General features: G+C 60.3%; 19 protein-coding genes. 13 read left to right on the top strand and 6 right to left on the bottom strand.

What is annotated here, in order from left to right:
• Positions 1-221 precede the first annotated feature (221 nt).
• On the top strand, positions 222-368 hold the full coding sequence (locus AC244Q_RS33330) for a DUF1127 domain-containing protein (RefSeq protein WP_003552150.1): 147 nt from the start codon (positions 222-224) through the stop codon (positions 366-368).
• A 572-nt stretch (positions 369-940) separates the two neighbouring features.
• On the opposite strand, the gene AC244Q_RS33325 is transcribed toward AC244Q_RS33330, so the two are convergent.
• Positions 941-1,333, bottom strand: a complete 393-nt coding sequence (locus AC244Q_RS33325) for an SMI1/KNR4 family protein (protein WP_113545323.1) — start codon at positions 1,331-1,333, stop codon at positions 941-943.
• Between the two features lie 144 nt (positions 1,334-1,477).
• Positions 1,478-2,344 (bottom strand): helix-turn-helix domain-containing protein, encoded by an 867-nt coding sequence (locus tag AC244Q_RS33320; protein WP_032997060.1) that lies wholly within the window; start codon positions 2,342-2,344, stop codon positions 1,478-1,480.
• A 195-nt stretch (positions 2,345-2,539) separates the two neighbouring features.
• On the opposite strand from AC244Q_RS33320, the gene AC244Q_RS33315 reads away from it, so the two are divergent.
• From AC244Q_RS33315 to AC244Q_RS33300, 4 genes are read left to right on the top strand one after another with little or no spacing between them, the layout of a single operon-like run.
• On the top strand, positions 2,540-3,709 hold the full coding sequence (locus AC244Q_RS33315) for a sugar ABC transporter substrate-binding protein (protein WP_128407568.1): 1,170 nt from the start codon (positions 2,540-2,542) through the stop codon (positions 3,707-3,709).
• A gap of 25 nt (positions 3,710-3,734) precedes the next feature.
• Complete coding sequence (locus AC244Q_RS33310; RefSeq protein ID WP_128407569.1) at positions 3,735-5,300, top strand: sugar ABC transporter ATP-binding protein; 1,566 nt, start codon at positions 3,735-3,737, stop codon at positions 5,298-5,300.
• A complete protein-coding gene (locus AC244Q_RS33305; protein ID WP_113545325.1) occupies positions 5,297-6,301 on the top strand; it encodes an ABC transporter permease in 1,005 nt (334 codons plus the stop codon). Before AC244Q_RS33310 ends, AC244Q_RS33305 begins: the two co-directional genes overlap by 4 nt.
• A 30-nt stretch (positions 6,302-6,331) precedes the next feature.
• On the top strand, positions 6,332-7,759 hold the full coding sequence (locus AC244Q_RS33300) for an arabinose isomerase (RefSeq protein ID WP_128407570.1): 1,428 nt from the start codon (positions 6,332-6,334) through the stop codon (positions 7,757-7,759).
• 511 nt (positions 7,760-8,270) lie between these two features.
• Here AC244Q_RS33300 and AC244Q_RS33295 read toward each other — a convergent pair.
• On the bottom strand, positions 8,271-8,729 hold the full coding sequence (locus tag AC244Q_RS33295) for a helix-turn-helix domain-containing protein (protein WP_128407571.1): 459 nt from the start codon (positions 8,727-8,729) through the stop codon (positions 8,271-8,273).
• A 356-nt stretch (positions 8,730-9,085) separates the two neighbouring features.
• Here AC244Q_RS33295 and AC244Q_RS33290 point away from each other — a divergent pair, with 356 nt between their 5' ends.
• The gene (locus AC244Q_RS33290) at positions 9,086-10,288 is read left to right on the top strand and encodes an MFS transporter (RefSeq protein ID WP_128407572.1); all 1,203 of its coding nucleotides are present in this window, start codon (positions 9,086-9,088) and stop codon (positions 10,286-10,288) included.
• Between the two features lie 208 nt (positions 10,289-10,496).
• Positions 10,497-11,057 (top strand): FMN reductase, encoded by a 561-nt coding sequence (gene msuE / locus AC244Q_RS33285; protein ID WP_128407573.1) that lies wholly within the window; start codon positions 10,497-10,499, stop codon positions 11,055-11,057.
• Here msuE and AC244Q_RS33280 read toward each other — a convergent pair.
• Positions 11,033-11,251: a hypothetical protein gene (locus tag AC244Q_RS33280; protein WP_128407574.1), complete on the bottom strand. Its 219-nt coding sequence runs from the start codon at positions 11,249-11,251 to the stop codon at positions 11,033-11,035. The two genes, msuE and AC244Q_RS33280, sit on opposite strands and share 25 nt — an antisense overlap.
• A 50-nt stretch (positions 11,252-11,301) precedes the next feature.
• Here AC244Q_RS33280 and AC244Q_RS33275 point away from each other — a divergent pair, with 50 nt between their 5' ends.
• From AC244Q_RS33275 to AC244Q_RS33265, 3 genes are all read left to right on the top strand, one after another.
• The gene (locus tag AC244Q_RS33275; RefSeq protein ID WP_128407575.1) at positions 11,302-12,141 is read left to right on the top strand and encodes a MetQ/NlpA family lipoprotein; all 840 of its coding nucleotides are present in this window, start codon (positions 11,302-11,304) and stop codon (positions 12,139-12,141) included.
• 89 nt (positions 12,142-12,230) lie between these two features.
• Positions 12,231-13,316 carry a methionine ABC transporter ATP-binding protein gene (locus AC244Q_RS33270; protein WP_026157700.1) on the top strand — a complete coding sequence of 362 codons (1,086 nt, stop codon included), beginning with the start codon at positions 12,231-12,233 and terminating at the stop codon, positions 13,314-13,316.
• Positions 13,297-13,950 (top strand): methionine ABC transporter permease, encoded by a 654-nt coding sequence (locus AC244Q_RS33265; protein ID WP_128407576.1) that lies wholly within the window; start codon positions 13,297-13,299, stop codon positions 13,948-13,950. Before AC244Q_RS33270 ends, AC244Q_RS33265 begins: the two co-directional genes overlap by 20 nt.
• Before the next feature lies 1 nt (position 13,951).
• Here the strand turns inward: AC244Q_RS33265 and AC244Q_RS33260 are convergent, their stop codons facing one another.
• Positions 13,952-15,310, bottom strand: a complete 1,359-nt coding sequence (locus AC244Q_RS33260; protein WP_128407577.1) for an LLM class flavin-dependent oxidoreductase — start codon at positions 15,308-15,310, stop codon at positions 13,952-13,954.
• A 233-nt stretch (positions 15,311-15,543) separates the two neighbouring features.
• On the opposite strand from AC244Q_RS33260, the gene scpA reads away from it, so the two are divergent.
• Positions 15,544-17,682, top strand: coding sequence for a methylmalonyl-CoA mutase (gene scpA / locus AC244Q_RS33255; protein ID WP_128407578.1), 2,139 nt, complete (start codon positions 15,544-15,546; stop codon positions 17,680-17,682).
• Position 17,683: 1 nt separating this feature from the next.
• Here the strand turns inward: scpA and AC244Q_RS33250 are convergent, their stop codons facing one another.
• Positions 17,684-18,844 carry a fumarylacetoacetate hydrolase family protein gene (locus AC244Q_RS33250; protein WP_128407579.1) on the bottom strand — a complete coding sequence of 387 codons (1,161 nt, stop codon included), beginning with the start codon at positions 18,842-18,844 and terminating at the stop codon, positions 17,684-17,686.
• A 369-nt stretch (positions 18,845-19,213) separates the two neighbouring features.
• Between AC244Q_RS33250 and AC244Q_RS33245 the strand changes: the two genes are divergently transcribed.
• Both AC244Q_RS33245 and AC244Q_RS33240 read left to right on the top strand, forming a co-directional pair.
• Positions 19,214-20,224 (top strand): Gfo/Idh/MocA family protein, encoded by a 1,011-nt coding sequence (locus tag AC244Q_RS33245; RefSeq protein ID WP_128407580.1) that lies wholly within the window; start codon positions 19,214-19,216, stop codon positions 20,222-20,224.
• A 10-nt stretch (positions 20,225-20,234) separates the two neighbouring features.
• Entirely contained in the window at positions 20,235-21,332 is a 1,098-nt protein-coding gene (locus tag AC244Q_RS33240) for a Gfo/Idh/MocA family protein (RefSeq protein ID WP_128407581.1), read from the top strand.
• Positions 21,333-21,346: the final 14 nt, after the last annotated feature.

The following is a 21,346-nucleotide window of genomic DNA, read 5'->3' as shown; positions in this document are numbered from 1 at the left end:
GCGCAAGCCACGGAGGTGAGGTCCCACTTGCTATTCGTCCGCGGTTTGAAAAAGGGAGTATTTGCGCAAAAAAGAAGCACATCATGCGCTCACCGCATAGCTGAGATGAGAGATTGTGGCTGTTTTAAACCGATTGAAGCGCCTATATCTCCATCATCGAAACGGCGCCGGAACCAACCAAGGTTGCTGACGTCAGACAGCCCTCATGAAAGGGGATCATCATGAACGTAGCACGCTCTTTCAACAACTGGCGCAAGTTCCGTCAGACGGTCACCGAACTCGGACGCATGTCCAGCCGCGAACTGCAGGACCTCGGCATCGATCGAGCAGACATTCGCAGCGTTGCCCGCGCCTCGATCGCGCGCTAACCGCCCAGCACGACTTGAATCCACATTAGTTGATGCCCGCTCCTAAGGCGGGCATTTTTGCGTCGAGGGCCGTGCCCCGGCGGCGTATGGAGCTCCAGTCGTATTGGATTCTTGCGGTTTGCGCCTTACGCATGGCTGCAGTGCAACATAAGACATTTGCATCGTCCGGGGTCTGTGTATGATCGTATCTGTCGAAGCAATGCACCTCCTCCCGCAAAGCTTCGCTTTCAGCCGGCCCACTTCTCCTCCCATGGGGCGTCTGTAAAAACAGCGGCACTCCTCCTCCCAGTCGCTGTTCGATCTTCAAAAAGCCTGCCGCACCTCCTCCCGCGGCAGGCTTTTTGTATCAAGCCTCTTCCCGATGCAGATTAAGATCAAGTGCAGCCGTTCCCAACCTCATCACTCAGCCCACCGGACTCGGCTGCCCCTGGCACCGGGCCGGCAGTTCGCTCGAGAGCGATATCCCGCACAGCAACTGCTCTATCGATTGTCGGCCTCGCAGGAGACTCTGATCCAATACCGGCGCCGATGAAGAGGCTGTCAGTCATCGCATCATAAGGAGGTGCCGATCGCTATGAGCCTTCGCCCGCCTCAACGGCTTTAATGAACTCATCGAATGTCCGTCCAAGCACGCGGACCTCTTCCGACCACGCGCCGGCAAAGACAAACGGAACGGAGATGTAACTTCCGCCGATTATCCCATAAGCGGTCGGGCCGCCATTCGAACCAATCAAGAACCGGTCGACCTGAAACTCGAAGAGTTCATAACCGTCGGCCTTGGCAAGCTCCGCGACACTCCACAGAACGAGATATCCTTGACCGACTTCATCGTTGAATCCATTCGAGATGCGCAAGAACGCCTTGTAGTCTTCCGGCAAGATGATCGAGAGCGAAGCCTCACATGCCTCGATCTCCGACAGACTGGCGCCAGGCAATTGATATCCATGCCGCAACTTTCCGAGCATGCGAGACACTCCGGTTCGAAATGCGATAGGCGTTGACGAGCGCAGAATAGGGCATCCCACTCCGCACGCAACCGCGCCTGCGATACGAACCCGCCGGCCGATTCGAAGGCAAGGAATATAAGGTTAGTCTCGACGAGGCTTACGTTACGAGCGTTTAGCCGCCCTGAAATCCGTTGGGCTCGAGCCGATCAGTTGCCGGAACTGTGTCGAAAAATGGAACGCCGAGTGAAAACCCAGGAGACCGGCGATCTCCTTGATCGATTTGTCGGTGTTCACCAGAAGGTCGATGGCCCGCTGGATGCGCACCCTCATCTGATATTGCTTGGCCGACATGCCAGTCTGCTCGCGAAAAAGACGCCGGAAATAGGGATAGCTGACGCCAAGTTCGTCGGCAAGCTGTTCGACAGACAGAGGCTGGCCGCAGCGCTCCATCAGAATCATCCGTGCACGATCGACGAGCCTATCGGCAGCATTGCTATTGAGATCGGCGGGGCGGCATAAAAGGGCCAGCAGTTGAAGGCCGAGGGTCGACAGCAGCGGCTGATTGCGCAGGCAATCGTCCTGCGCCAGCGCGTGAATCGACGCGAAAACACCAGAAATCTCGGAGCTGCTGGCATGGGCCGGCAGCTCGGGGCGCAACAGGCCTGCATCGCGCGCAAAATCGAAGGCGCTTCCCCGGCATTCGATCCAATGTTCGACCCATCCAGTCCGGCGGTCCGGAGCAAAACGGTGCCAGACGCCGGGAAAGAGCAGGAAAATAGAGCCTTCGGCGATGGTAACCTGCCGACGTTCTGGTCCGAACTCCAGCCTGCCGCTGCCCGCGCTGATGTGGACGATCTGATAGGCGCTCAGGATACGGCCACGCGACCAGCTGAAATGGTGGTCGTTGGGATGACGGCTCGGTGGGTAGTCGGAATTCGGTCCGATCTCTGTGTACCCAGTGGAGATGGCCGTACAGCCCCAGGCGGCGCAGAGGCGGTTGTCGGGCATGTAGACGAAGTAGCTCTGCATGATAGCGGCCAAGTCTGAGGATCATATTTTGCATGCAAAAGATCACTTTTGCGGAAATTGCCGACGTGTCAACGAAAATTCCTAGTGTTAACGTCACTATGCAAGGTCAGTTTTAGAATGACGCTGCAAAATATTTGCTGAGATCATCAGCGGGCCGCCGCTGCCGGGGAGGGCAGTGGCCGGGAGGAGAAAGACATGAAAAATCAAGCCACACTGGTGGTGGTTGCCGCGTGCCTTGCGGCTTCCGCTTCTTATGCCGAGGACTTTCACGGGTTCGATCCGGCGAAGTTCGACGGCAAAATGCTATCGACCGAAAATCTGAAGGCGATGGTGGTCGATGCGACCAAGGCAAAGCCGCCGAGAAACGGAAAGAGCTACAGTATTGGTTTCGCCAATCTGCAGCGCGATATCGCCTTCGGCGTGCTCGTCGAAAAGGGGATCCAGGAAAATGCCGATGCTGCCGGCGTCGAACTTGTGATTGCGGATAACCGCCTCGACGGGCCGACTGCGCTCGCCAATGCCAAATCCTTTGCAGAGCGCAAGGTTGACTACGTCATCGAATTTCAGACGGACGCCAATTTCGGGCAGACGGTGATGGATGTGTTCAAACCGGATGGCACGAAGGTCACTGCGATCGACATCCCGATGCCGGGCGCGAGCTTCTTCGGGGTCAATAACCCGAAATCTGGCTTCATGGGTGGGTCCTATCTCGCAACGGCGGCCGCAAAGAAATTCGGCGCCGATGTCGTAAAGACCGGTTATCTGGTCGTCGGCGCTTTACCGCAGTCGGGCGTCATCCCGCGCATGCGCACGGATGGCCAGCGGGCCGGCTTTATGGCGCTGACCAAGGATTTCCCCGCCGATCATATCATCGAGATCGATACCAAGAACACGCTGCAGGAATCTTTTGCGCAGATGAACAATGTCATCGGTCGCATTCCGCCCGGTGCGCCGATCCTCATCATTGCCATCAACGATCAGGCGACGATGGGGATGCTGCAGGCCGTGCGGGCTGCCGGTCGCGTCGATCAGGCAATTGCGGTCGGCAACGGGGCAGATGAGGCCGAGGCGCTCGCCGCCGATCCGAACCTGGTTGCTGCCACTGGTTCATTCCCCGGCAGCTACGGCAACTATCTGATTCCGATCGCGCTCTCCGCTCTTGCCGGAAAGCCGGTTCCGGAGGCGACCTTCGTGACGCACCAAATGGTCACCAAGGCCAATATCTGCAAGTTCTACAAGGAGTTTCCCTGTGCCGGCGAGGCGGATGGATACGTGTTTCCGGAAGCGGAATTTTCAACCTACCTTGCAGACCTGAAGAAGCAGGATTGGCTGAAGGGCTATGAGGCCATTCTCCCTCAGCAATGAGCGAGACAGCGTCAGGGAGCGTGACATGACCGTCCAGAGCACCGAAGGGAGCCGCAATCGGCGGCTCCAGATCGCCAATGTCAGCAAAGCATTTGCCGGCGTGACGGTACTGAAGAACGTGTCGCTTTCTGCCGATGCGGGCGAGATCGTGGCGCTTCTTGGCGCCAATGGCGCGGGTAAGTCTACGCTCATGAAAATCCTCTCCGGTGTCTACACGCTGGACACCGGACAGATTAGAATTGACGACACGGCCAGGAATATCTCCACGCCTCGGGATGCCGTTGCGGCCGGCATCCGGCTGATGCCGCAGGAGCTTTCCGTACATCCGGACCTTTCGGTCGCCGAAAACATCGCGCTTGGCTCCATGCCGAAGCGCCGCTTTTTGGGTATTCCGATGATCGATCAGGTGGCCGTCGACGCACAGGCGCGGGCGCTCCTGAAGCGATTGCGGCTCGACCATATCGAGCCCGGCCGGCGCATGGGCTCGCTGCCATTGTCCGAACAGCGCATTGTCGAAATCGCCCGCGCGCTGGCCGGCAAGGCGCGGATCCTGATCATGGACGAGCCGACGGCGTCGCTGAGTGAGGCAGATGCCGACAATCTGTTCGAGGTCATCGAGGCCCTGAAAGCCCAAGGCGTCACCATCATCTATATTTCGCATTATCTTGACGAGGTCTTCCGGCTAAGCGACCGTATCGTTGTCTTGCGTGACGGCGAGGTCCGAGGTCAGTTCGAAACCCGCGACACCAATCGCGACGAAGTTCTGACGGCGATGCTCGGCAGCGAACTCGGCGACCTCTACCCCGTAAAATCGAAAGTGCTTCAGGACGCAAAGACCGTCCTGTCCGTCGATGGACTGTCACTTCCCGGATGGCTCGACGGCGTGGCATTGACCGTGCGACGCGGCGAGGTTTTCGGCGTCTTCGGCCTTATCGGCTCCGGCGCCGAGAAAATAGGCCGGGCAATCTATGGCGCCGAGCCTGCCGCCCATGCCGAGGCCATTCTGCTGAACGATGTGGACATTGGTCTCTCTGGGCCGCGAAAGAGAGTGCATAGCGGCATCGGGTTCGTGGCCGCAGAGCGAAAGCGCCAGGGCCTGATTGGCAATTTGTCAGTGCGAACCAACACGACACTGCCCTATCTCAGCCTGTTCACGCAATCCGGCGTTGTCGACCAAAAGCGGGAAGACGACAGCACCCGTGAATGGATCAAAACCCTGCGGGTCAAGACCTCAGGTCCGGACCAAGAGATCCGCCTTCTGTCCGGCGGCAATCAGCAGAAGATCTGCCTTGCGCGTTGGCTGCTCGGAAACCCGAATGTTCTGATCCTCGAAGAGCCGACACGCGGGGTCGATCTTGGTGCCCGGCGCGAGATCTACATGGAAATACGTCGGCTGGCAGAGGCGGGGCTGGCGATCCTGATCGTCTCCTCGGATGCGGAAGAGGTGGCGGGGCTCGCAGATCGCAGCCTCGTTCTCGAGGATGGCAAGGTCGTCGCCGAGCTTGGGCAGGACGCAACCGCGACGGATCTGATGCAGGCAGCCGAGCCGCGGGCAGCCCTCCGCGATAGGAATGAACTGGAGAAAACATGACCAACTCGTCTTCCATTCCCGCAGCGTCGGAATCGTCGAAGAGGTCGGCAAAATCACGCAGCGACCTTCTTGGCCGCCCGGCCGCCGGCATCGCTCTCTTGCTGGTGTTCTACGTACTGCTGCTGATCGCCTTTTCGGTTTTCTCCCCCTATTTCCTGACGCTGAGCAACCTGTCCAACATCGGCACCAACATGGCCTTCATCGGGCTGATGGCAGCCGCGGGCACCCCGCTGATCATCGGCGGAGGGCTCGATCTGTCCGTCGCCGCCGTCGCCGGTCTTGCCGGCGTCATTGTGGCGCTGATGCATGCCAAGGGAATCAACATCTGGGCGGGCTGCGGCACCGCTCTCCTCATCGGCTGCGCGGTCGGCGTCCTGAACGGCTTCATCGTCACCCGACTGAAGCTCAACCCGCTCATCGCCACGCTCGGCACAATGAGCATCTTTTCCGGCCTCTCAATGGTGCTGACCGGCGGCCTTTCGAAGCCGCTCTTCATTCCGGCTTTCAACTGGCTCGGGTCAGGGCGCCTTTTTGGAATCCCGTTTCCGATCATCCTGATGCTGTTGGTCTTCATCGCACTTTGGCTGATCCTGTCGAAGACACCGTTCGGACGCTTCGTCTATGCGAGCGGCGGCAATCCGGAAGCAAGCAGCCTGCTCGGCGTGCCCGTCGAGCGGACCCAGATGGTGCTCTATGTCGTCTCCGGCCTTTCGGGGGCGGCAGCTGGCATCATCCTTGCAGCGATGCTCGGCGCCGCAGCACCCAACGCCGCGGGCCAGCACCTGCTCACCATCATCGCCGCCATCATCCTTGGTGGCACCAGCCTCTTTGGTGGACGCGGCAGCGTCTGGGGCACGCTGATTGCCGTTTTGATCCTCGGCACGCTGAACAACGGCCTGACGCTGATGAACGTGTCCTCCTTCTGGCAGGACGTGACCCGAGGCGTCGTCCTTCTAATGGCCGTCGGCCTCGATCAGCTTCGAGTGCGCCTGCAGAGCTGACGTCATTCTCACCCCATCGGAGAAACAGAAATGTCTGAACGCCCCCTGAAGGCCGGCCTTTTCGGTATCGGTCTGGAGGCCTATTGGTCGCAATTCAACGGTCTGGAAGCGCGGTTGCGCGGCTATGTCGATACCGTCGAGGCAAAGCTTGCGCGCCCAGGCGTCGAGGTCGTCAACCTCGGGCTGATCGACGCGCCCGAAAAGGCGATCGAGGCCGGTCACCAGTTTCGCCAGGCCGATGTCGATATCATCTTTCTCTACATCACCACCTATGCGTTGTCGTCGACGGTTCTTCCAGTAGTCCGTCGCGCCAAGGTTCCGGTGATCATCCTCAATCTGCAGCCGACCGCGACCATCGACTATGCCACTTTCAACGCCCTCGGCGATCGGACAGCGATGACCGGCGACTGGCTGGCGCATTGCTCTGCCTGCCCCGTCCCCGAAATCGCCAATGTCTTCCGTCGAGCGGGCATCAGCTTTCACCAGGTGACCGGCGTTCTCACCGGCGATCCCGTCGTCGAAAACGAGATCGACGGCTGGATCGAGGCCGCCCGCGTCGCACATGTGATGGCGCATAACCGGCTCGGCGTCATGGGCCGCTACTACAACGGCATGCTGGATATCTATTCAGATCTCACCGCGCAGGCAGCGGCCTTCGGCACCCATATCGAGGTGCTGGAAATCGACGAACTGGCGCAGTTGCGGCGTGATTTGAGCGAGGAAGACGTCTCCACCTGCTTGGCGACGATCATCGCCGAATTCGATGTCCAGCCGGATTGCGACCCCAAAGAACTGGCACGTGCGGCAAAGACCGCCGTGGCGCTTCGCAAGCTGGTCGATAAGAAATCGCTCGGCTCACTTGCCTATTACTACGAATCCCAGCCCGGCCACGAATACGAGGATATCATCACCTCGGTCATCGTCGGCTGTTCGATGTTAACGGCCAGCGGCGTGCCGGTTGCCGGCGAATATGAGATCAAGAACGCCCAGGCGATGAAAATCATGGACAGCTTCGGTGCGGGCGGCTCATTCACCGAGTATTATGCCATGGATTTCGCCGCAGATGTCGTGCTGATGGGGCATGACGGGCCGGGGCATACGAAAATTGCCCAGGGGCGTACGAAGATCCGGCCCCTCAACGTTTTTCACGGCAAGGTCGGCTCTGGCGTCAGCGTTGAAATGTCGGTTCAGCACGGGCCGGTGACGCTGCTCTCTATCGTCGAAGACGCCGGCAACATCAGGCTGCTTTGCGCCGAAGGCGCCTCTGTGGCGGGCCCGATCCTCGAAATCGGCAACACCAACAGCCGTTATCGATTTCCACTTGGAGCCCGGCGCTTTGTTGAGACGTGGAACGCGCAGGGACCTGCCCACCATTGCGCAGTTGGCGTCGGACACATTGCCGGGCGCATCGAGAAGCTTGGAAAACTCCTGGATCTGGACGTCGTAAAAGTCTGCTGACAAGATGGGAAGCGCGCCACAGTGAGCAACCGCTTCATCGTGCGAAAGCGCTCGCAAGATGCGTTTGGGCCATTGCGGCAAAGCACCTGCCAGTCAGCGTCCGTTCAGTCCCGCGTGCCGGGTAAAGAACTGTCGTGGGCGCTTTTCGGGGGAGCCAAACGCCATAAGCCTGGCCAGCGATGCCAGCTCCTTGACCTGTTCCCCACTCATCTGCGTAACTCTTGCTACGGCTGTTTCGGGCATCTGGGTGTCCTTAGCGGCTCCCTTTGCCCGCGCGTACGACAAAGCGGAGACGACTTAGTTCTCTTGAACGAACATGCGCGTGACAGGACTGCACCGCCTTTCAGATCTCAGAAACCGGCCCGCGCAAAGCCTCGCAATATTATTCCTTCTGCCAAGTGGGCCCTTTTTCTGGAAGTGCCACCGATTGCCCGTCTGGGTCGATCAGCCGCAACTCGCCAAATGACGCGAGCCTGAGCTCTATGCGAGTATCGCCTACCAGTGTACCTGATTACTCTCCGAGCGGATGAGTGATATCCGCTTTGGAGGTCCCCGATGTCAGACCATCGCTTTCCGCCTGCGCCATCGCCTTCACCAGCGCGATGACCGTTTCGCGGATATTGCTGTCGGCGATCTTTAGAAAGGCGCGATTGAGCACCATTCCCTCTTTCGTTCGCAGGAATTCAGTGACCGGGTCCATATTCGCAGCTAGATCCAGCCCTTGCAGCGTCAACGGCTCGGAATTCTCCTGCTCGAAGAAGAAGCTTGGCGACGTCTGAAGCACCTCGGCGATCCGCTGCAGCCGGCTGGCGCCGATGCGGTTGATGCCCTTCTCGTACTTCTGAACCTGCTGAAAGGTCACGCCGATCTGCTCGCCAAGCCGTTCCTGGCTCATCCCGAGCAACTGCCGGCGCATTTTGATACGCGCTCCGACATAGCTGTCTATTGCATTCGCTGTCTTGACATTCATCGTGTGTTTTCAGCCTCGATCGCATTTTCAATCGGCGCAGCTGTAGTATCCCCCGCATGGCTTTTCCATGGTTGTTTTCATATAGCATAGTGGATATGCGACGATCGCGACTGACTGTGATATGAAAGCCCCCCCAAAAAGACGTGAAATCACGCAATAATCACTCGGCGGAAGCGTAAATCGAACCAAAGCCGTACCGATTAGGATAAAACTGGGCTGTAATTGCGTCCCGGCTTGCGTTAAATGCTCTCCAGCGACCGTCGCACGAGAGTCTTCCCAGCCCCGATCGCCCGAAAATCCATCGAATAATAGCGACGTGGCACGGCACCGGCCGTGCCTGTGCAGGAGAAGTATTGATGGCAACCGTTGCCGAGAGCGCGCCTCGTTTCGAAAAAACAACCATGTCTATCCTGATGGCGGTCAGCTTCTGCCACATGTTGAACGACATCATGCAGTCGCTGCTCGCCTCACTCTATCCGCTGTTCAAGGCGAACTACGATCTCGATTTCGTGCAGATCGGCCTCCTCACCATGACGTTCCAGGTCACGGCTTCGCTGCTGCAGCCGCTGGTCGGCATCGTCACCGACCGCTGGCCGATGCCCTATTCGCTGCCGGTCGGCATGGCCAGCACCTTTTGCGGCCTCATTCTGCTCGGCAATGCCGGCAGTTTCACCCTGCTACTGGTTGCCGCAAGCCTGATCGGCTTCGGCTCGGCGGTCTTCCACCCGGAATCTTCGCGTGTTGCCCGTCTAGCCTCTGGCGGCCGCCACGGTTTCGCACAATCCTTCTTCCAGGTCGGTGGCAATGCCGGCCAGGCGATCGGCCCGCTGCTTGCCGCCTTCATCGTGCTGCCGCTCGGTCAGCACAGCGTCTCCTGGTTCGCCGCCATCGCCATGGTCGGCATGGTCGTGCTGAGCTGGGTCGGCAACTGGTACATCAGCCACAGGCGCCAGAATGCCAGCAAGCCGGCAATAAGCCGGACCCTGCCGCTGCCGCAGAACAGGGTCGTCTGGGCGCTGCTCATCCTCGTGCTGCTGACGGCAACGAAGAATGTCTACATGGCCAGCGTATCGAGCTACTTCACCTTCTATGTCATCGACAAGTTCGAACTCACCGTGCAACAGGCACAGCTGATGCTCTTCCTGTTCCTCGGTTCGGTCGCCGTCGGCACCTTCCTCGGCGGGCCGATCGGTGACCGCTTCGGTGCCCGTTTTGTCATCTGGTTCTCGATCCTCGGCGTCATTCCCTTCGCGCTCCTGCTTCCCTATGCCAACCTTTTCTGGACGGGTGTGCTCAGCGTCGTCATCGGCTTGATCTTCGCTTCGGCCTTCTCTGCAATCGTCGTCTTCGCGCAGGAACTGGTGCCCGGGCGCGTCGGGTTGATTGCCGGGGTCTTCTTCGGCTTCGCATTCGGGGCAGGGGGGCTTGGCGCAGCCCTGCTCGGCAGTTTCGCCGACACCCATGGCATCGATTTCGTCTACCGCATCTGCTCCTACCTGCCGCTGCTCGGTCTCCTCACGGTCTTCCTGCCGCGTATTCCCAAGCGGAAACCAGTCTGAGGCGACATCGCTTATGGACAATCGATCGAGCCGGAATGTCACCGACACTCCGGCTCGATTTCGTACATCGCCTTCGCCCATAGGCCCGAACGTATTTTTCTCCTCCTATGGGGAAGAGGGATCACCATTCCTTTAATCCACTATTTTTATAGATAATATTCGTGAGAATAATGACGTCGGTCTCGGCACGATATTGGAAGGAAATGGCATGTCTGCTCACAAACTGGTCGGCCTTGCGGGTAGCTTCAACCGCCCCTCGAAGACCTTTGCGCTTGTCGAAAACGTTGCCGGTCTCGCCGGTGAGAAATACGGCTTCGACACCACCATCTACGATCTGACCGATGTCGGCCCCTCGCTTGGCCAGGCGCTGCGCCGTGCCGATCTCGACAGTCGCGCCAGGGAAGTCATCGATGACATCGTCAATGCCGATGTGCTGGTCATCGGAGCGCCGACCTACAAGGGCAGCTATCCCGGTCTCTTCAAGCATCTGATCGACCTGATCGACCCGCATGAGCTGCGCGCCAAGCCAATCATCATCACTGCGACCGGCGGCGGTGACCGCCATGCGCTGATGGTCGAGCACCAGCTCCGGCCGCTCTTCGGTTTTTTCATGTCTCACACGCTGCCGACCGAGGTTTATGCATCCGACCGCGACTTCACCGATTACCGCGTCTCATCCGATCCGCTGTCCAAGCGGATCAGCGAGGTCATCGGCGAACTCGCGGCCTTCTTTCCCAGCCGGAATCAGGCGCTGATCGCTGCCGAGTAAAGAGCGTCGGCATAAGCTTGAAACGGCGCCACGAAGGCGCCGTTTTCACTTTTGGAGCATGCTCTCAAGCCGCAATTAATCCATAAATTTTGTGGAACTTTATCCTGCCGATATCGATGGCAGGGCAAGAGTTTTTCCGGGCCTTGCTCCACATCAGACATTCGTGCTTCGCTCCCGATCTGCGCATTTGCCATGATCGGCCTGCTCGGGGCGTTCGGCCTCATTCAGTCAGACGGGATATACAATGACCAAGAACAAAAATCTTCGCGCCTTCCACCTTTCGCGCCGGGCGGCTCTTGCCGCCGTCGCCATTTCGGCGGCCGCAGTCTTTTCCTTTGCCGCACCCGCGCCTTCCCATGCCGAGGACAAGTCGATCAAGGTCGGCATCATGGCCGGCGAGGAGGAGGATATTTGGCGCGTGGTCGCAAGCGAGGCGGGCAAGAAGGGTCTCAAGATCGAGACCGTCATCTTCAACGACTACACGCAGCCGAATGAAGCGCTGGAGCGCGGCGAAGTCGATGCCAACGCCTTCCAGCACCAGCCCTATCTCGACAACCAGATCCAGCAGCACGGCTATCACATCGTTCGTGTCGGTTATACCGGGGTCTGGCCAATCGGCCTTTACACCAAGAAATACAAGTCCGTCGCCGAGATCCCGGAAGGTGCCGTCATCGGCGTGCCGAACGATCCCTCGAACGAAGGCCGTGCACTGCGTGTGCTCCAGAGCGAAGGCCTGATCAAACTGAAGGACGGCACCGGTATTCTCGCGACCGTCGCCGATGTCACCGACAATCCGAAAAAGATCGAGATCAAGGAACTCGACGCCGGCATCGTCGGCCGTTCGATCGACGATCTGGATGCCGGTATCGTCAACACCGACTGGGCGCTGAAAAGCGGTCTTTCGCCGGCCGAACGCATTGCCCAGGAGCCGATCGCTGATAATCCATACCGCAACTTCATCGCCGTCAAGGACGACAGCAAGGATGCCGAATGGGTCAAGACGCTTGTGTCTTCTTATCAGAACGACACCGTCAAGGCCGAATTCGAGAAGGTCTATAAGGGCACCGGTCTCAGCGCCTATTGATCAGAGGCTGGGCTGGGGTTAAGGCCTGCCGAGAGGCGGTCCGGGCGTTCTTTGCCCGGGCCGCCTTCAGCATTTGCAAGGAAAAACACATGAATTCCTTTGTTTCCACCACGGCGATCGAGGCAGAGCCGCAAACGGCGACCGAAGAGGTGGTGAGGCTTACCGGTGTGAAGCGGCGGTTCGGGACCACTGCAGCACTCGACGGCATTTCGCTGACGGTGAAGAGAGGCGAGATCCTTGGCATCATCGGCCGCAGCGGCGCCGGCAAATCGACGCTGATCCGCTGCCTGAACGGCCTGGAACGCGCCGATAGCGGCGAGATCCTCATCGAAGGCCGAGATATCACCGGACTTTCAGAACAGGAATTACAGCCGCTGCGGCGCCGCATCGGCATGATCTTCCAGCATTTCAATCTGCTTTCTGCCAAAACCGTCGAAGAAAACGTCGCGCTGCCTCTGAAGATCGAGGGTCTTGCAAAGAGCGAGCGCCTGAAACGGGCGCACGAGCTGCTCGAACTCGTCGGCCTTGCCGACAAGGCGAAGGCTTATCCCGTATCGCTATCCGGCGGCCAGAAACAACGCGTCGGCATTGCCCGGGCGCTGGCGGCACGCCCGGCACTGCTGTTGTCCGACGAGGCGACATCGGCGCTCGATCCGGAAACGACCCGGTCGATCCTGGCATTGCTGAAGGACATCAACCGTAAGCTCGGACTGACCATTCTGCTCATCACCCACGAGATGGAAGTGGTACGCGGCATTGCCGATCGCGTCGCGGTCATCGATGCCGGGCGGATCGTCGAGGAAGGGCAGGTCTGGTCGGTCTTTGCCAATCCGCAGGCTGAAATCACCGGGAGCCTGCTTGGCGGTATCCGCCCGCAGCTTCCTGAGCATATCGCCGGCCGGCTGTCGGCGACGGCGGGCAGCGAAGCGATCCTCAGCGTCGATCTCGCCGGGCCACAGGCGCAGGGCGCGCTATTTGCCGAACTCTCGGCAGCATTGCCGCATTCCTTCCGCCTCGTCCATGGCGGCATCGACCATATCCAGAACCAGCCGGTGGCGCGGTTCTTCATCGCCGTTCCCGCGCGCGACCCCGCGCTTGCCGGAAAAGTCGAACAATTCCTGACGGCCCGGTCCGCCCGGGTGGAGGTGCTTGGTTATGACACCGATCATGCTTGAACTGCTTATTCGCTCCCTTTGGGAGACGGTCCTGATGACCCTCGCCTCGGGATTGATCTCGCTCGTCGCCGGCCTGCCGCTCGCCCTTGCTCTGGTCGCGACAGCGCGCGGCGGCATCGCCGAAAACCTCTGGATCAATCGCATGCTCGGGTCAGTCATCAACGGTTTCCGCTCGGTGCCTTTCATCATCCTGCTGGTGGCGCTGATCCCGCTGACGCGGCTGATCGTCGGCACCGCGCTCGGCACCTGGGCGGCCATCGTGCCGCTCGCCATCGCTGCAACGCCCTACTACGCCCGTATCGCCGAAGTATCGCTGCGCGAGGTCGACCGCGGGCTGATCGACGCCGTGCGCGCCATGGGCGGCAACCGCTGGACGATCATCCGCGAGGTGCTGGTGCCTGAAGCGCTGCCGGGCATCGTCGCCGGTTTCACCGTCACGCTGGTAACGCTGATCGGCGCCTCGGCCATGGCGGGCGCGATCGGCGCCGGCGGCCTCGGCGATCTCGCCATCCGCTACGGCTATCAACGTTTTGAAACCAGCGTGATGATCGCGGTGGTGGCCGTCCTCATCGTGCTCGTCTGCGGAATCCAGTGGCTTGGCGACCGGCTGGTCGCCAGGTTGGACCACCGATAAGTCAGCGCCGGAACTGGGCAGCGGGATGAGCGGCGGGCAACCTGCCGTTCCCGCCGCCGAAAAGCTTCTGCCGCAAGGGTCCTGCAGCATAGTCCGCCTTGAAGACGCCGCGCTCCTGCAGCACCGGGACGACCAAGTCGACAAAATCGCGCAGGCTTTCCGGCGCCACTGTCCGCGCCAGATTGAAGCCGTCGATGCCACCCTCGTCGATCCATGCCGTGAGATGATCGGCGATCTGTTCCGGCGAACCCACTATCGGCTTCATCCGGCTGCCGAGCACCATCTGGTCGATGATGTTACGCAGCGTCACGGGCTTTGGCGCCTGTTTCGTGATGGCCGCAAGCGCCGACTGATTGGCGTTGGTCGAGCTCTGGTCGATGACGTCGTCCAATCCATACTTCGAAAAGTCGATGCCTGTCGAAGCGGAGTAATGCGCAAGCGAAGCCTCAACGCTCGCATGGCGGCGATAGTCCTCCAGTCTGTCCCGTGCTTCCTTCTCCGTCCGCCCGACGACGACGGTGATCAGGCTCAGGATCTTCAATGCGTCGGCGCCGCGGCCGAATTCCTTCGCCTTCGCCCGCAGCGCATCGATGGTCGGCTTGGCCGCCTTGGGATTTGGCCCGGCAATGAAGACGCATTCGGCGTGACGTGCGGCGAAATCCTGCCCGCGTGCCGAGGCGCCGGCCTGGAAGAGCAGGGGCGTGCGCTGCGGCGAGGGCTCGGAAAGATGGATGCCTTCCATCCGGTAATATTTGCCGTCGTGACGGACAGAGCGCACTTTGGAGGGGTCGGCATAGACACCGCCTACCTTGTCGCGCACCACCGCATCGTCGTCCCAGCTCCCTTCCCAGAGCTTGTAGAGTATTTCGAGATATTCCTCGGCCGCATCGTAGCGCGCATCATGTTCCGGCAGCTTGTCGAAACCCATGCTGCGGGCGGCACTGTCGAGATAACCGGTGACGATGTTCCAGCCGATCCGTCCCTTGGTCAGATGATCGAGCGTCGACATGCGCCGCGCCAGCAGGAAGGGTGGCTCATAGGTGGTGTTGACGGTGACGCCGAAACCCAGATGTTTCGTGACATAGGCCATCGCCGAAATCGGGATCATCGGATCATTGACCGGGATCTGCGCGCCCGTCTCGATCACCGGCGCCGGGCTACCCTTGTAGACGTCATAGACACCGACGATATCGGCCAGGAAGATGCCGTCCAGCTTGCCGCGTTCGGCGGTCTTGGCAAACTCTGTCCAGTAGTCCAGATCGGTATAATGCGCTGAGCGGTCGCGCGGATGCGTCCACAGGCCGTGGTTGATATGCCCGACGCAGTTCATGTCAAAGGCATAGATCTGCATGGTCTTCATGAGGCGGGTCCCAAAGCCGGCAATAGAAATCAAGGATTTGCCGCATTAATAATCCTAGAGCATGATGCCGAAAAGTGTGAGCGGTTTTCGGACGACATCATGCTCTAACTATATAATATAGAACAGGATTCAGATTTTGGGCCGGCTCGGCCTAAAATCATCCTGTTCGGGCTCTATCGCACGAGGAGCCGGTGAAATGGTAGGGTGGGAATGAAAAAAGCCGGAGGAACCGCATGACGAAGAAGACGCTGTCGGATTGGGCGGAGCTTGCGCAAAAGGAACTGCGCACCTCGCCCGAGAAGCTGACCTGGCAGACGCCGGAAGGCATTGCCGTCAAGCCGCTCTATACGGCCGAGGATCTTGACGGCGCCGGGCATCTTGGTTCGCTTCCCGGCTTCTCGCCTTTCACCCGCGGCCCGCGGGCGACGATGTATGCCGGCCGGCCCTGGACGATCCGCCAATATGCCGGCTTCTCGACGGCAGAGGAATCGAATGCCTTTTATCGCCGCAATCTGGCGGCCGGCCAGAAGGGCCTGTCGGTCGCCTTCGATCTTGCCACCCACCGCGGGTATGACAGCGATCATCCGCGCGTCGAGGGTGATGTCGGCAAGGCGGGTGTGGCAATCGACAGCGTCGAGGACATGAAAATCCTGTTCGACGGCATTCCGCTGGCTGAAATGTCGGTGTCGATGACGATGAACGGCGCCGTCGTCCCGATCCTTGCCTCCTTCATCGTGGCCGGCGAGGAGCAGGGTGTTTCGCGAGCCGACCTTTCTGGCACCATTCAGAACGACATCCTGAAGGAGTTCATGGTCCGCAACACCTATATCTATCCGCCCGAATCATCGATGCGGATCGTTGCCGACATCATCGACTATACCGCCCGCGAGATGCCGAAGTTCAACTCCATCTCGATCTCCGGCTACCACATGCAGGAAGCCGGCGCGACACTGGTGCAGGAACTGGCCTTCACGCTGGCCGACGGCCGCGAATATGTCCGCGCCGCCATCGCCAAAGGCCTGAGCGTCGACGAGTTCGCCGGCAGGCTGTCCTTCTTCTTCGCCATCGGCATGAACTTCTTCATGGAAGCAGCCAAGCTGCGCGCCGCCCGCCTGCTCTGGACGCGGATCATGGAAGGGTTTCATCCGAAGAAACAGTCCTCGCTGATGCTGCGCACCCATTGCCAGACCTCCGGCGTCTCCTTGCAGGAGCAGGACCCTTATAACAACATCATCCGCACCGCTTTCGAGGCGATGTCGGCCGTGCTCGGCGGCACGCAGTCGTTGCATACGAATTCCTTCGACGAAGCGATTGCGCTGCCGACTGAGTTCTCCTCTCGTATCGCCCGCAACACCCAGCTCATCCTGCAGCACGAGACCGGCGTCACCAAGGTCGTCGATCCGCTCGCCGGCTCCTACTATGTCGAAAGCCTGACGGCCGAACTGGCAGACAAGGCCTGGGCGTTGATGGAGGAAGTCGAGGCACTCGGCGGCATGACCAAGGCGGTGGCAGACGGCCTGCCGAAACGGCTGATCGAGGAAGCGGCCGCACGCCGCCAGGCGGCCGTCGACAAGGGCGAGGAGGTCATCGTCGGCGTCAACCGCTATCGGCTCGACAACGAGCAGCCGATCGACATTCTGGAGATCGACAACAGCGCAGTACGCAAAGCGCAGATCAGACGTATCGAGGAAACCAAGCGGCGGCGCGATGGCAAAGCCGTGCGCGAGGCCTTGGCGGCCCTGGCCGAGATCGCACAGAGCGGCAAGGGCAACCTGCTTGAAGCCGCCATCGAGGCGGCGCGGGCCCGCGCCACGGTCGGCGAGATATCGGATGCGATGCGCGATACCTTCGGCGATCATGCCGCCACGCCAGTGGTGATTAAGGGCGTCTATGGCCAAGCGTATGAAAACGAGCCGGAACTCGCCGTGCTCAAGACCCGCATGACGGAGGTGACGGAAGCCATGGGTCACCGGCCGAAGATCATGGTCGCCAAGCTCGGTCAGGACGGACACGACCGAGGCGCCAAGGTGATCGCCTCGGCCTTCGGCGACATCGGCTTCGACGTGCTCGCCGGTCCCCTTTTCCAGACACCGGAGGAGGCTGCCGGTGTCGCACTCAGCGAAAAGGTCAACGTCGTCGGCGTCTCGTCGCTGGCGGCCGGTCACAGGACGCTGCTGCCGCAGTTGATCGACAGGCTGAGGGAACAGGGCGGTGGTGATATCATCGTCGTCTGCGGCGGTGTTATCCCGCGGCAGGACTATGAATTCCTGCATGAACACGGCGTTGCAGCCGTGTTCGGCCCTGGGACAAACGTTCTCGAAGCGGCAAACTCCGTTCTCGACTTGCTGCAGGGCAAGCGGCGAAACCAGTAGTTTAGAGCAGACCGCGCTTTGCGAGGTTGCTCATCAGCGCCGAAATACCGAAGGTCCAGGGCGGGCATTCGGTGGAGAGGCGCACGGTGTTGACGAGCGCGCCGAGGCCTGCCGAGGAAATCTCGACGACATCGCCGATCTTGTGCGTAAAGCCTTGCTTCGGCGCGTCGCGGTCCTGCGTCGGCGCAAACAGCGTGCCGAGGAAAAGCATGAAACCGTCGGGATATTGATGATGGGCGCCGACCGTCTGCTTGACGAGATCCGTCGGATCGCGACTGATCTGCGACATCGAACTCTTGCCGTGCATCACGAAGCCGTCCTGGCCTGACACCTTCAGGTCGAGTTCAGCCTTGCGTACATCATCGAGGCTGTAGCCGGCATCGAACAAGCGGATGAAAGGACCGATGGAGCAGGAGGCGTTGTTATCCTTGGCCTTGCCGAGCAGCAGCGCCGAGCGGCCCTCGACGTCGCGCAGGTTGACGTCGTTGCCGAGCGTCGCGCCCGTGATTTCGCCGCGGCTGTTGACCGCGAGCACGATTTCCGGCTCGGGATTGTTCCAGGTCGAGATCGGATGCAGGCCGACATCCGCACCCCAGCCGACGGAGGAGAGCACCGGTGACTTGGTGAAGACTTCGGCGTCCGGCCCGATACCGACCTCAAGATATTGCGACCACATGCCTTCGTCGATCAGTGCCTGCTTGACTTTGGCAGCCTCCGGCGAACCGGCCTTCAGATTGGTGAGGCTGCCACCGATCAGCGTGCTGACGCGCTCGCGGATCGAGGCGGCACGCTCCGGACTGCCGGCCGCCTTCTCCTCGATGACGCGCTCGATCATCGACTGCGCAAAGGTGACGCCGCAGGCCTTCACTGCCTGAAGGTCGACGGGCGCCAGGAGATAGGGACGCGCTTCATCCGGCGTGCCGGTGCTGTTGGCGGCGATATCCTGCAACGAGCCGATCGCCTTGCCGCTCGCAGCGCGCACGAAACCAGCAGCGTCCTGTCGCTCGAGCAGCGCGCTCAGTGTCGGCGCCTCGCGCGAGGTGATGTCGACCAGCTCCCCCTCTCGAAGCGTCACGATGCTTGGCCCGGCAACTTCGGGATTCCAGGCTCGGCCGACAAAAAGACCATCCGAAGCGGCGATATCGAGCAGAGGTTGAGACATGGTGGATCTTCCGTCACGGGCGAGCGGGGAGCGCTCTTCAAAACATTGCGGGGTGTTGCCGCCCTCCAGCCCGGCGGCAGCCGAAATCGATCACATTCACGGAGATGGGGCAAGATGCGTCGGGGAAAAAGACTTTCGCCCGATCGGTTCAAGCCGTGGCCCTTTGTCGAAAGACCAAGCGTAAAAACCTGCAAAATAACTATTTAGATACAAATTAATCGTTATATTTCATATGTTTAATTTGCAACTCGGTCGATTTCCCCTTTCATCTCGCCTTGACAGGCGGCGGCTTTCGTTATCTGTTTTGCGCGACATGGAGGAGGCTGGCGTCAGGCGGCCACACGAAAATCCCAGGAGGATATTGCAGCGATGTTGAGATTTGCCGTCGTCGGAATCGACCATGGGCACACGTTCGATCACGTGAAGGGATTGCTGGCCGCGGGCGGCGAGTTCGTCGGCTATTGCCCGCAGACCTCGGTGCCGGCGTTGCGCGAGGCCTTCGAGAAGACCTATCCTGACGCGCCGCAGATCGACAGGCAAAAGCTGTTCGACGATCCGTCGATCGATGTCGTCTGCATTTCCGCGATTCCGCGTGATCGTGCCGGGCTTGCCATCCGCGCAATGAGGTCGGGCAAGGACGTGATGATCGACAAGCCGGGCGTGACCACCTTCGCCCAACTCGAGGACGTCAGGCGTACCGTTGCCGAGACCGGCAAGATCTTCTCGATCTGCTTTTCCGAGCGCCACTGCGTCCGCTCCGCCGTCAAGGCCGGCAAGCTCGTCGCCGAAGGCGCGATCGGCAAGGTGATCCAGACGCTCGGTGTCGGTCCACACCGGCTGCAACTGCCGACCCGGCCGGACTGGTTCTTCGATCCCGAAGCCTTCGGCGGCATCATCGTCGATATCGCTTCGCACCAGGTCGACCAGTTCCTGTTCTATACCGGCTCGACCACAGGCGAGGTCATCGCAAGCTCGATCGGCAATTTCGGCATGCCCGACAAGCCCGCCTTCGAGGATTTCGGCGAGGTGCTTCTGCGTTCCGACAAGGCGGCGGGCTATGTCCGTGTCGACTGGTTCACGCCGGAGGCGCTGCCGACCTGGGGTGATGGGCGCCTGACCATCCTCGGCACCGAAGGTTACATCGAACTGCGCAAATATATCGATATCGCCGGCCGGCCGGGCAAGGATCACCTCTTCCTGGTCAACGGCAAGGAAATGACCCATATCGATTGCAGCGGTGAAAAACTCGATTATTTCGACGCTTTCACCGCCGACGTTGGCAACCGCACGCAGACGGCGATGACCCAGGATCACGTTTTTGAAGTCTGCCGTCTTTCGCTCGAAGCCCAGGCGAAAGCCGCGCGCATCGGCGCTCGCTGAGGAGGATATCATGACCAGAAAATTGCGCGTCGGTGTCATCGGCGCAGGCATCGCTGCGCGGCATCTGGCCGGCTTCGGCTGGAACAAGGAGCTTTTCGAAGTCCCCGTGCTCTGCTCGCTCGACGAGGAGCGCGGCAAGGCGCTGTGCGAGGAGTTCGGCATTGGCGAATACACGCAGGATGCGGATTCGCTGTTTGCCCGTGACGATCTCGACGTCATCGACATTTCGACGCCGCCGAGTTCGCATTTCGAACTTTGCCGCAAGGGTATCGAATCCGGCAAGCACGTGATCTGCGAGAAGCCGCTCTTCGGCTCGATCGCCGAGGTCGACGAGATCGGGCGCATCCTCGATCGTTACCCCGGCAAGAAGCTGATGCCGATCTTCCAGTATCGCTATGGTTCCGGCCTGCAGAAGCTGAAGCTGCTGATCGAACGTGGCTTGGCCGGCAAGCCGTTCCTGACCACGATCGAAACCCATTGGTGGCGCGGGCCGGATTATTATGCCGTGCCGTGGCGCGGCAAGTGGGCGAGCGAACTCGGCGGTGGCCTTCTCGGCCACGCCATCCACGCCCATGACATGCTAAACTATGTGCATGGCCCCTGCGCCGAGGTGTTTTCCTATGGGGCGACGCTGGTCAATCCGATCGAGGTCGAGGATACGGCAGCCCTTTCGGTGAAGATGCAGAATGGCTCGCTGGCGACGCTGTCGATGACGCTGGGTTCGCGCAAGGAGATCTCGCGGTTGCGCTTCTGCTTCAACGACCTCGTCGCCGAAAGCATCATCGAACCCTATACGATGGGCCGTGATCCGTGGACGTTCGTCGCCGGGACAGAGGAACATCAGGCGCGGATCGACGAAGTGCTCGCCGCCTATGTGCCTGGCGAGGATGGCTACACCCGTCAGTTCGAGCTCTTCCATAAGGCGATCGTCGAAGACACCGACCCACCGGTGACGCTGCAGGATGCCCGCAATTCGCTGGAACTGGTAACGGCCGCTTATTTCTCGCAGCGAACCGGACAACCGACGCCGATGCCGATCGCCGCCGATCATCCGCTCTATCGCTCCTGGCTTCCGGCAGGGGAATGGCGGGCTGCGGCCACCGTCTGAACCGGGAAGGGCTC

The organism is Rhizobium sp. CB2179 (genome assembly GCF_057653455.1).
This window is presented reverse-complemented; position numbering and strand designations above follow the sequence as displayed.

Excerpts from the sequence above, each read along its gene's own strand:
- AC244Q_RS33330 (WP_003552150.1), top strand. The coding sequence starts at position 222 with ATGAACGTAGCACGCTCTTTCAACAACTGGCGCAAGTTCCGTCAGACG.
- AC244Q_RS33325 (WP_113545323.1), bottom strand. The coding sequence starts at position 1,333 with ATGCTCGGAAAGTTGCGGCATGGATATCAATTGCCTGGCGCCAGTCTG.
- AC244Q_RS33320 (WP_032997060.1), bottom strand. The coding sequence starts at position 2,344 with ATGCAGAGCTACTTCGTCTACATGCCCGACAACCGCCTCTGCGCCGCC.
- AC244Q_RS33315 (WP_128407568.1), top strand. The coding sequence starts at position 2,540 with ATGAAAAATCAAGCCACACTGGTGGTGGTTGCCGCGTGCCTTGCGGCT.
- AC244Q_RS33310 (WP_128407569.1), top strand. The coding sequence starts at position 3,735 with ATGACCGTCCAGAGCACCGAAGGGAGCCGCAATCGGCGGCTCCAGATC.
- AC244Q_RS33305 (WP_113545325.1), top strand. The coding sequence starts at position 5,297 with ATGACCAACTCGTCTTCCATTCCCGCAGCGTCGGAATCGTCGAAGAGG.
- AC244Q_RS33300 (WP_128407570.1), top strand. The coding sequence starts at position 6,332 with ATGTCTGAACGCCCCCTGAAGGCCGGCCTTTTCGGTATCGGTCTGGAG.
- AC244Q_RS33295 (WP_128407571.1), bottom strand. The coding sequence starts at position 8,729 with ATGAATGTCAAGACAGCGAATGCAATAGACAGCTATGTCGGAGCGCGT.
- AC244Q_RS33290 (WP_128407572.1), top strand. The coding sequence starts at position 9,086 with ATGGCAACCGTTGCCGAGAGCGCGCCTCGTTTCGAAAAAACAACCATG.
- msuE (WP_128407573.1), top strand. The coding sequence starts at position 10,497 with ATGTCTGCTCACAAACTGGTCGGCCTTGCGGGTAGCTTCAACCGCCCC.
- AC244Q_RS33280 (WP_128407574.1), bottom strand. The coding sequence starts at position 11,251 with ATGGCAAATGCGCAGATCGGGAGCGAAGCACGAATGTCTGATGTGGAG.
- AC244Q_RS33275 (WP_128407575.1), top strand. The coding sequence starts at position 11,302 with ATGACCAAGAACAAAAATCTTCGCGCCTTCCACCTTTCGCGCCGGGCG.
- AC244Q_RS33270 (WP_026157700.1), top strand. The coding sequence starts at position 12,231 with ATGAATTCCTTTGTTTCCACCACGGCGATCGAGGCAGAGCCGCAAACG.
- AC244Q_RS33265 (WP_128407576.1), top strand. The coding sequence starts at position 13,297 with ATGACACCGATCATGCTTGAACTGCTTATTCGCTCCCTTTGGGAGACG.
- AC244Q_RS33260 (WP_128407577.1), bottom strand. The coding sequence starts at position 15,310 with ATGAAGACCATGCAGATCTATGCCTTTGACATGAACTGCGTCGGGCAT.
- scpA (WP_128407578.1), top strand. The coding sequence starts at position 15,544 with ATGACGAAGAAGACGCTGTCGGATTGGGCGGAGCTTGCGCAAAAGGAA.
- AC244Q_RS33250 (WP_128407579.1), bottom strand. The coding sequence starts at position 18,844 with ATGTCTCAACCTCTGCTCGATATCGCCGCTTCGGATGGTCTTTTTGTC.
- AC244Q_RS33245 (WP_128407580.1), top strand. The coding sequence starts at position 19,214 with ATGTTGAGATTTGCCGTCGTCGGAATCGACCATGGGCACACGTTCGAT.
- AC244Q_RS33240 (WP_128407581.1), top strand. The coding sequence starts at position 20,235 with ATGACCAGAAAATTGCGCGTCGGTGTCATCGGCGCAGGCATCGCTGCG.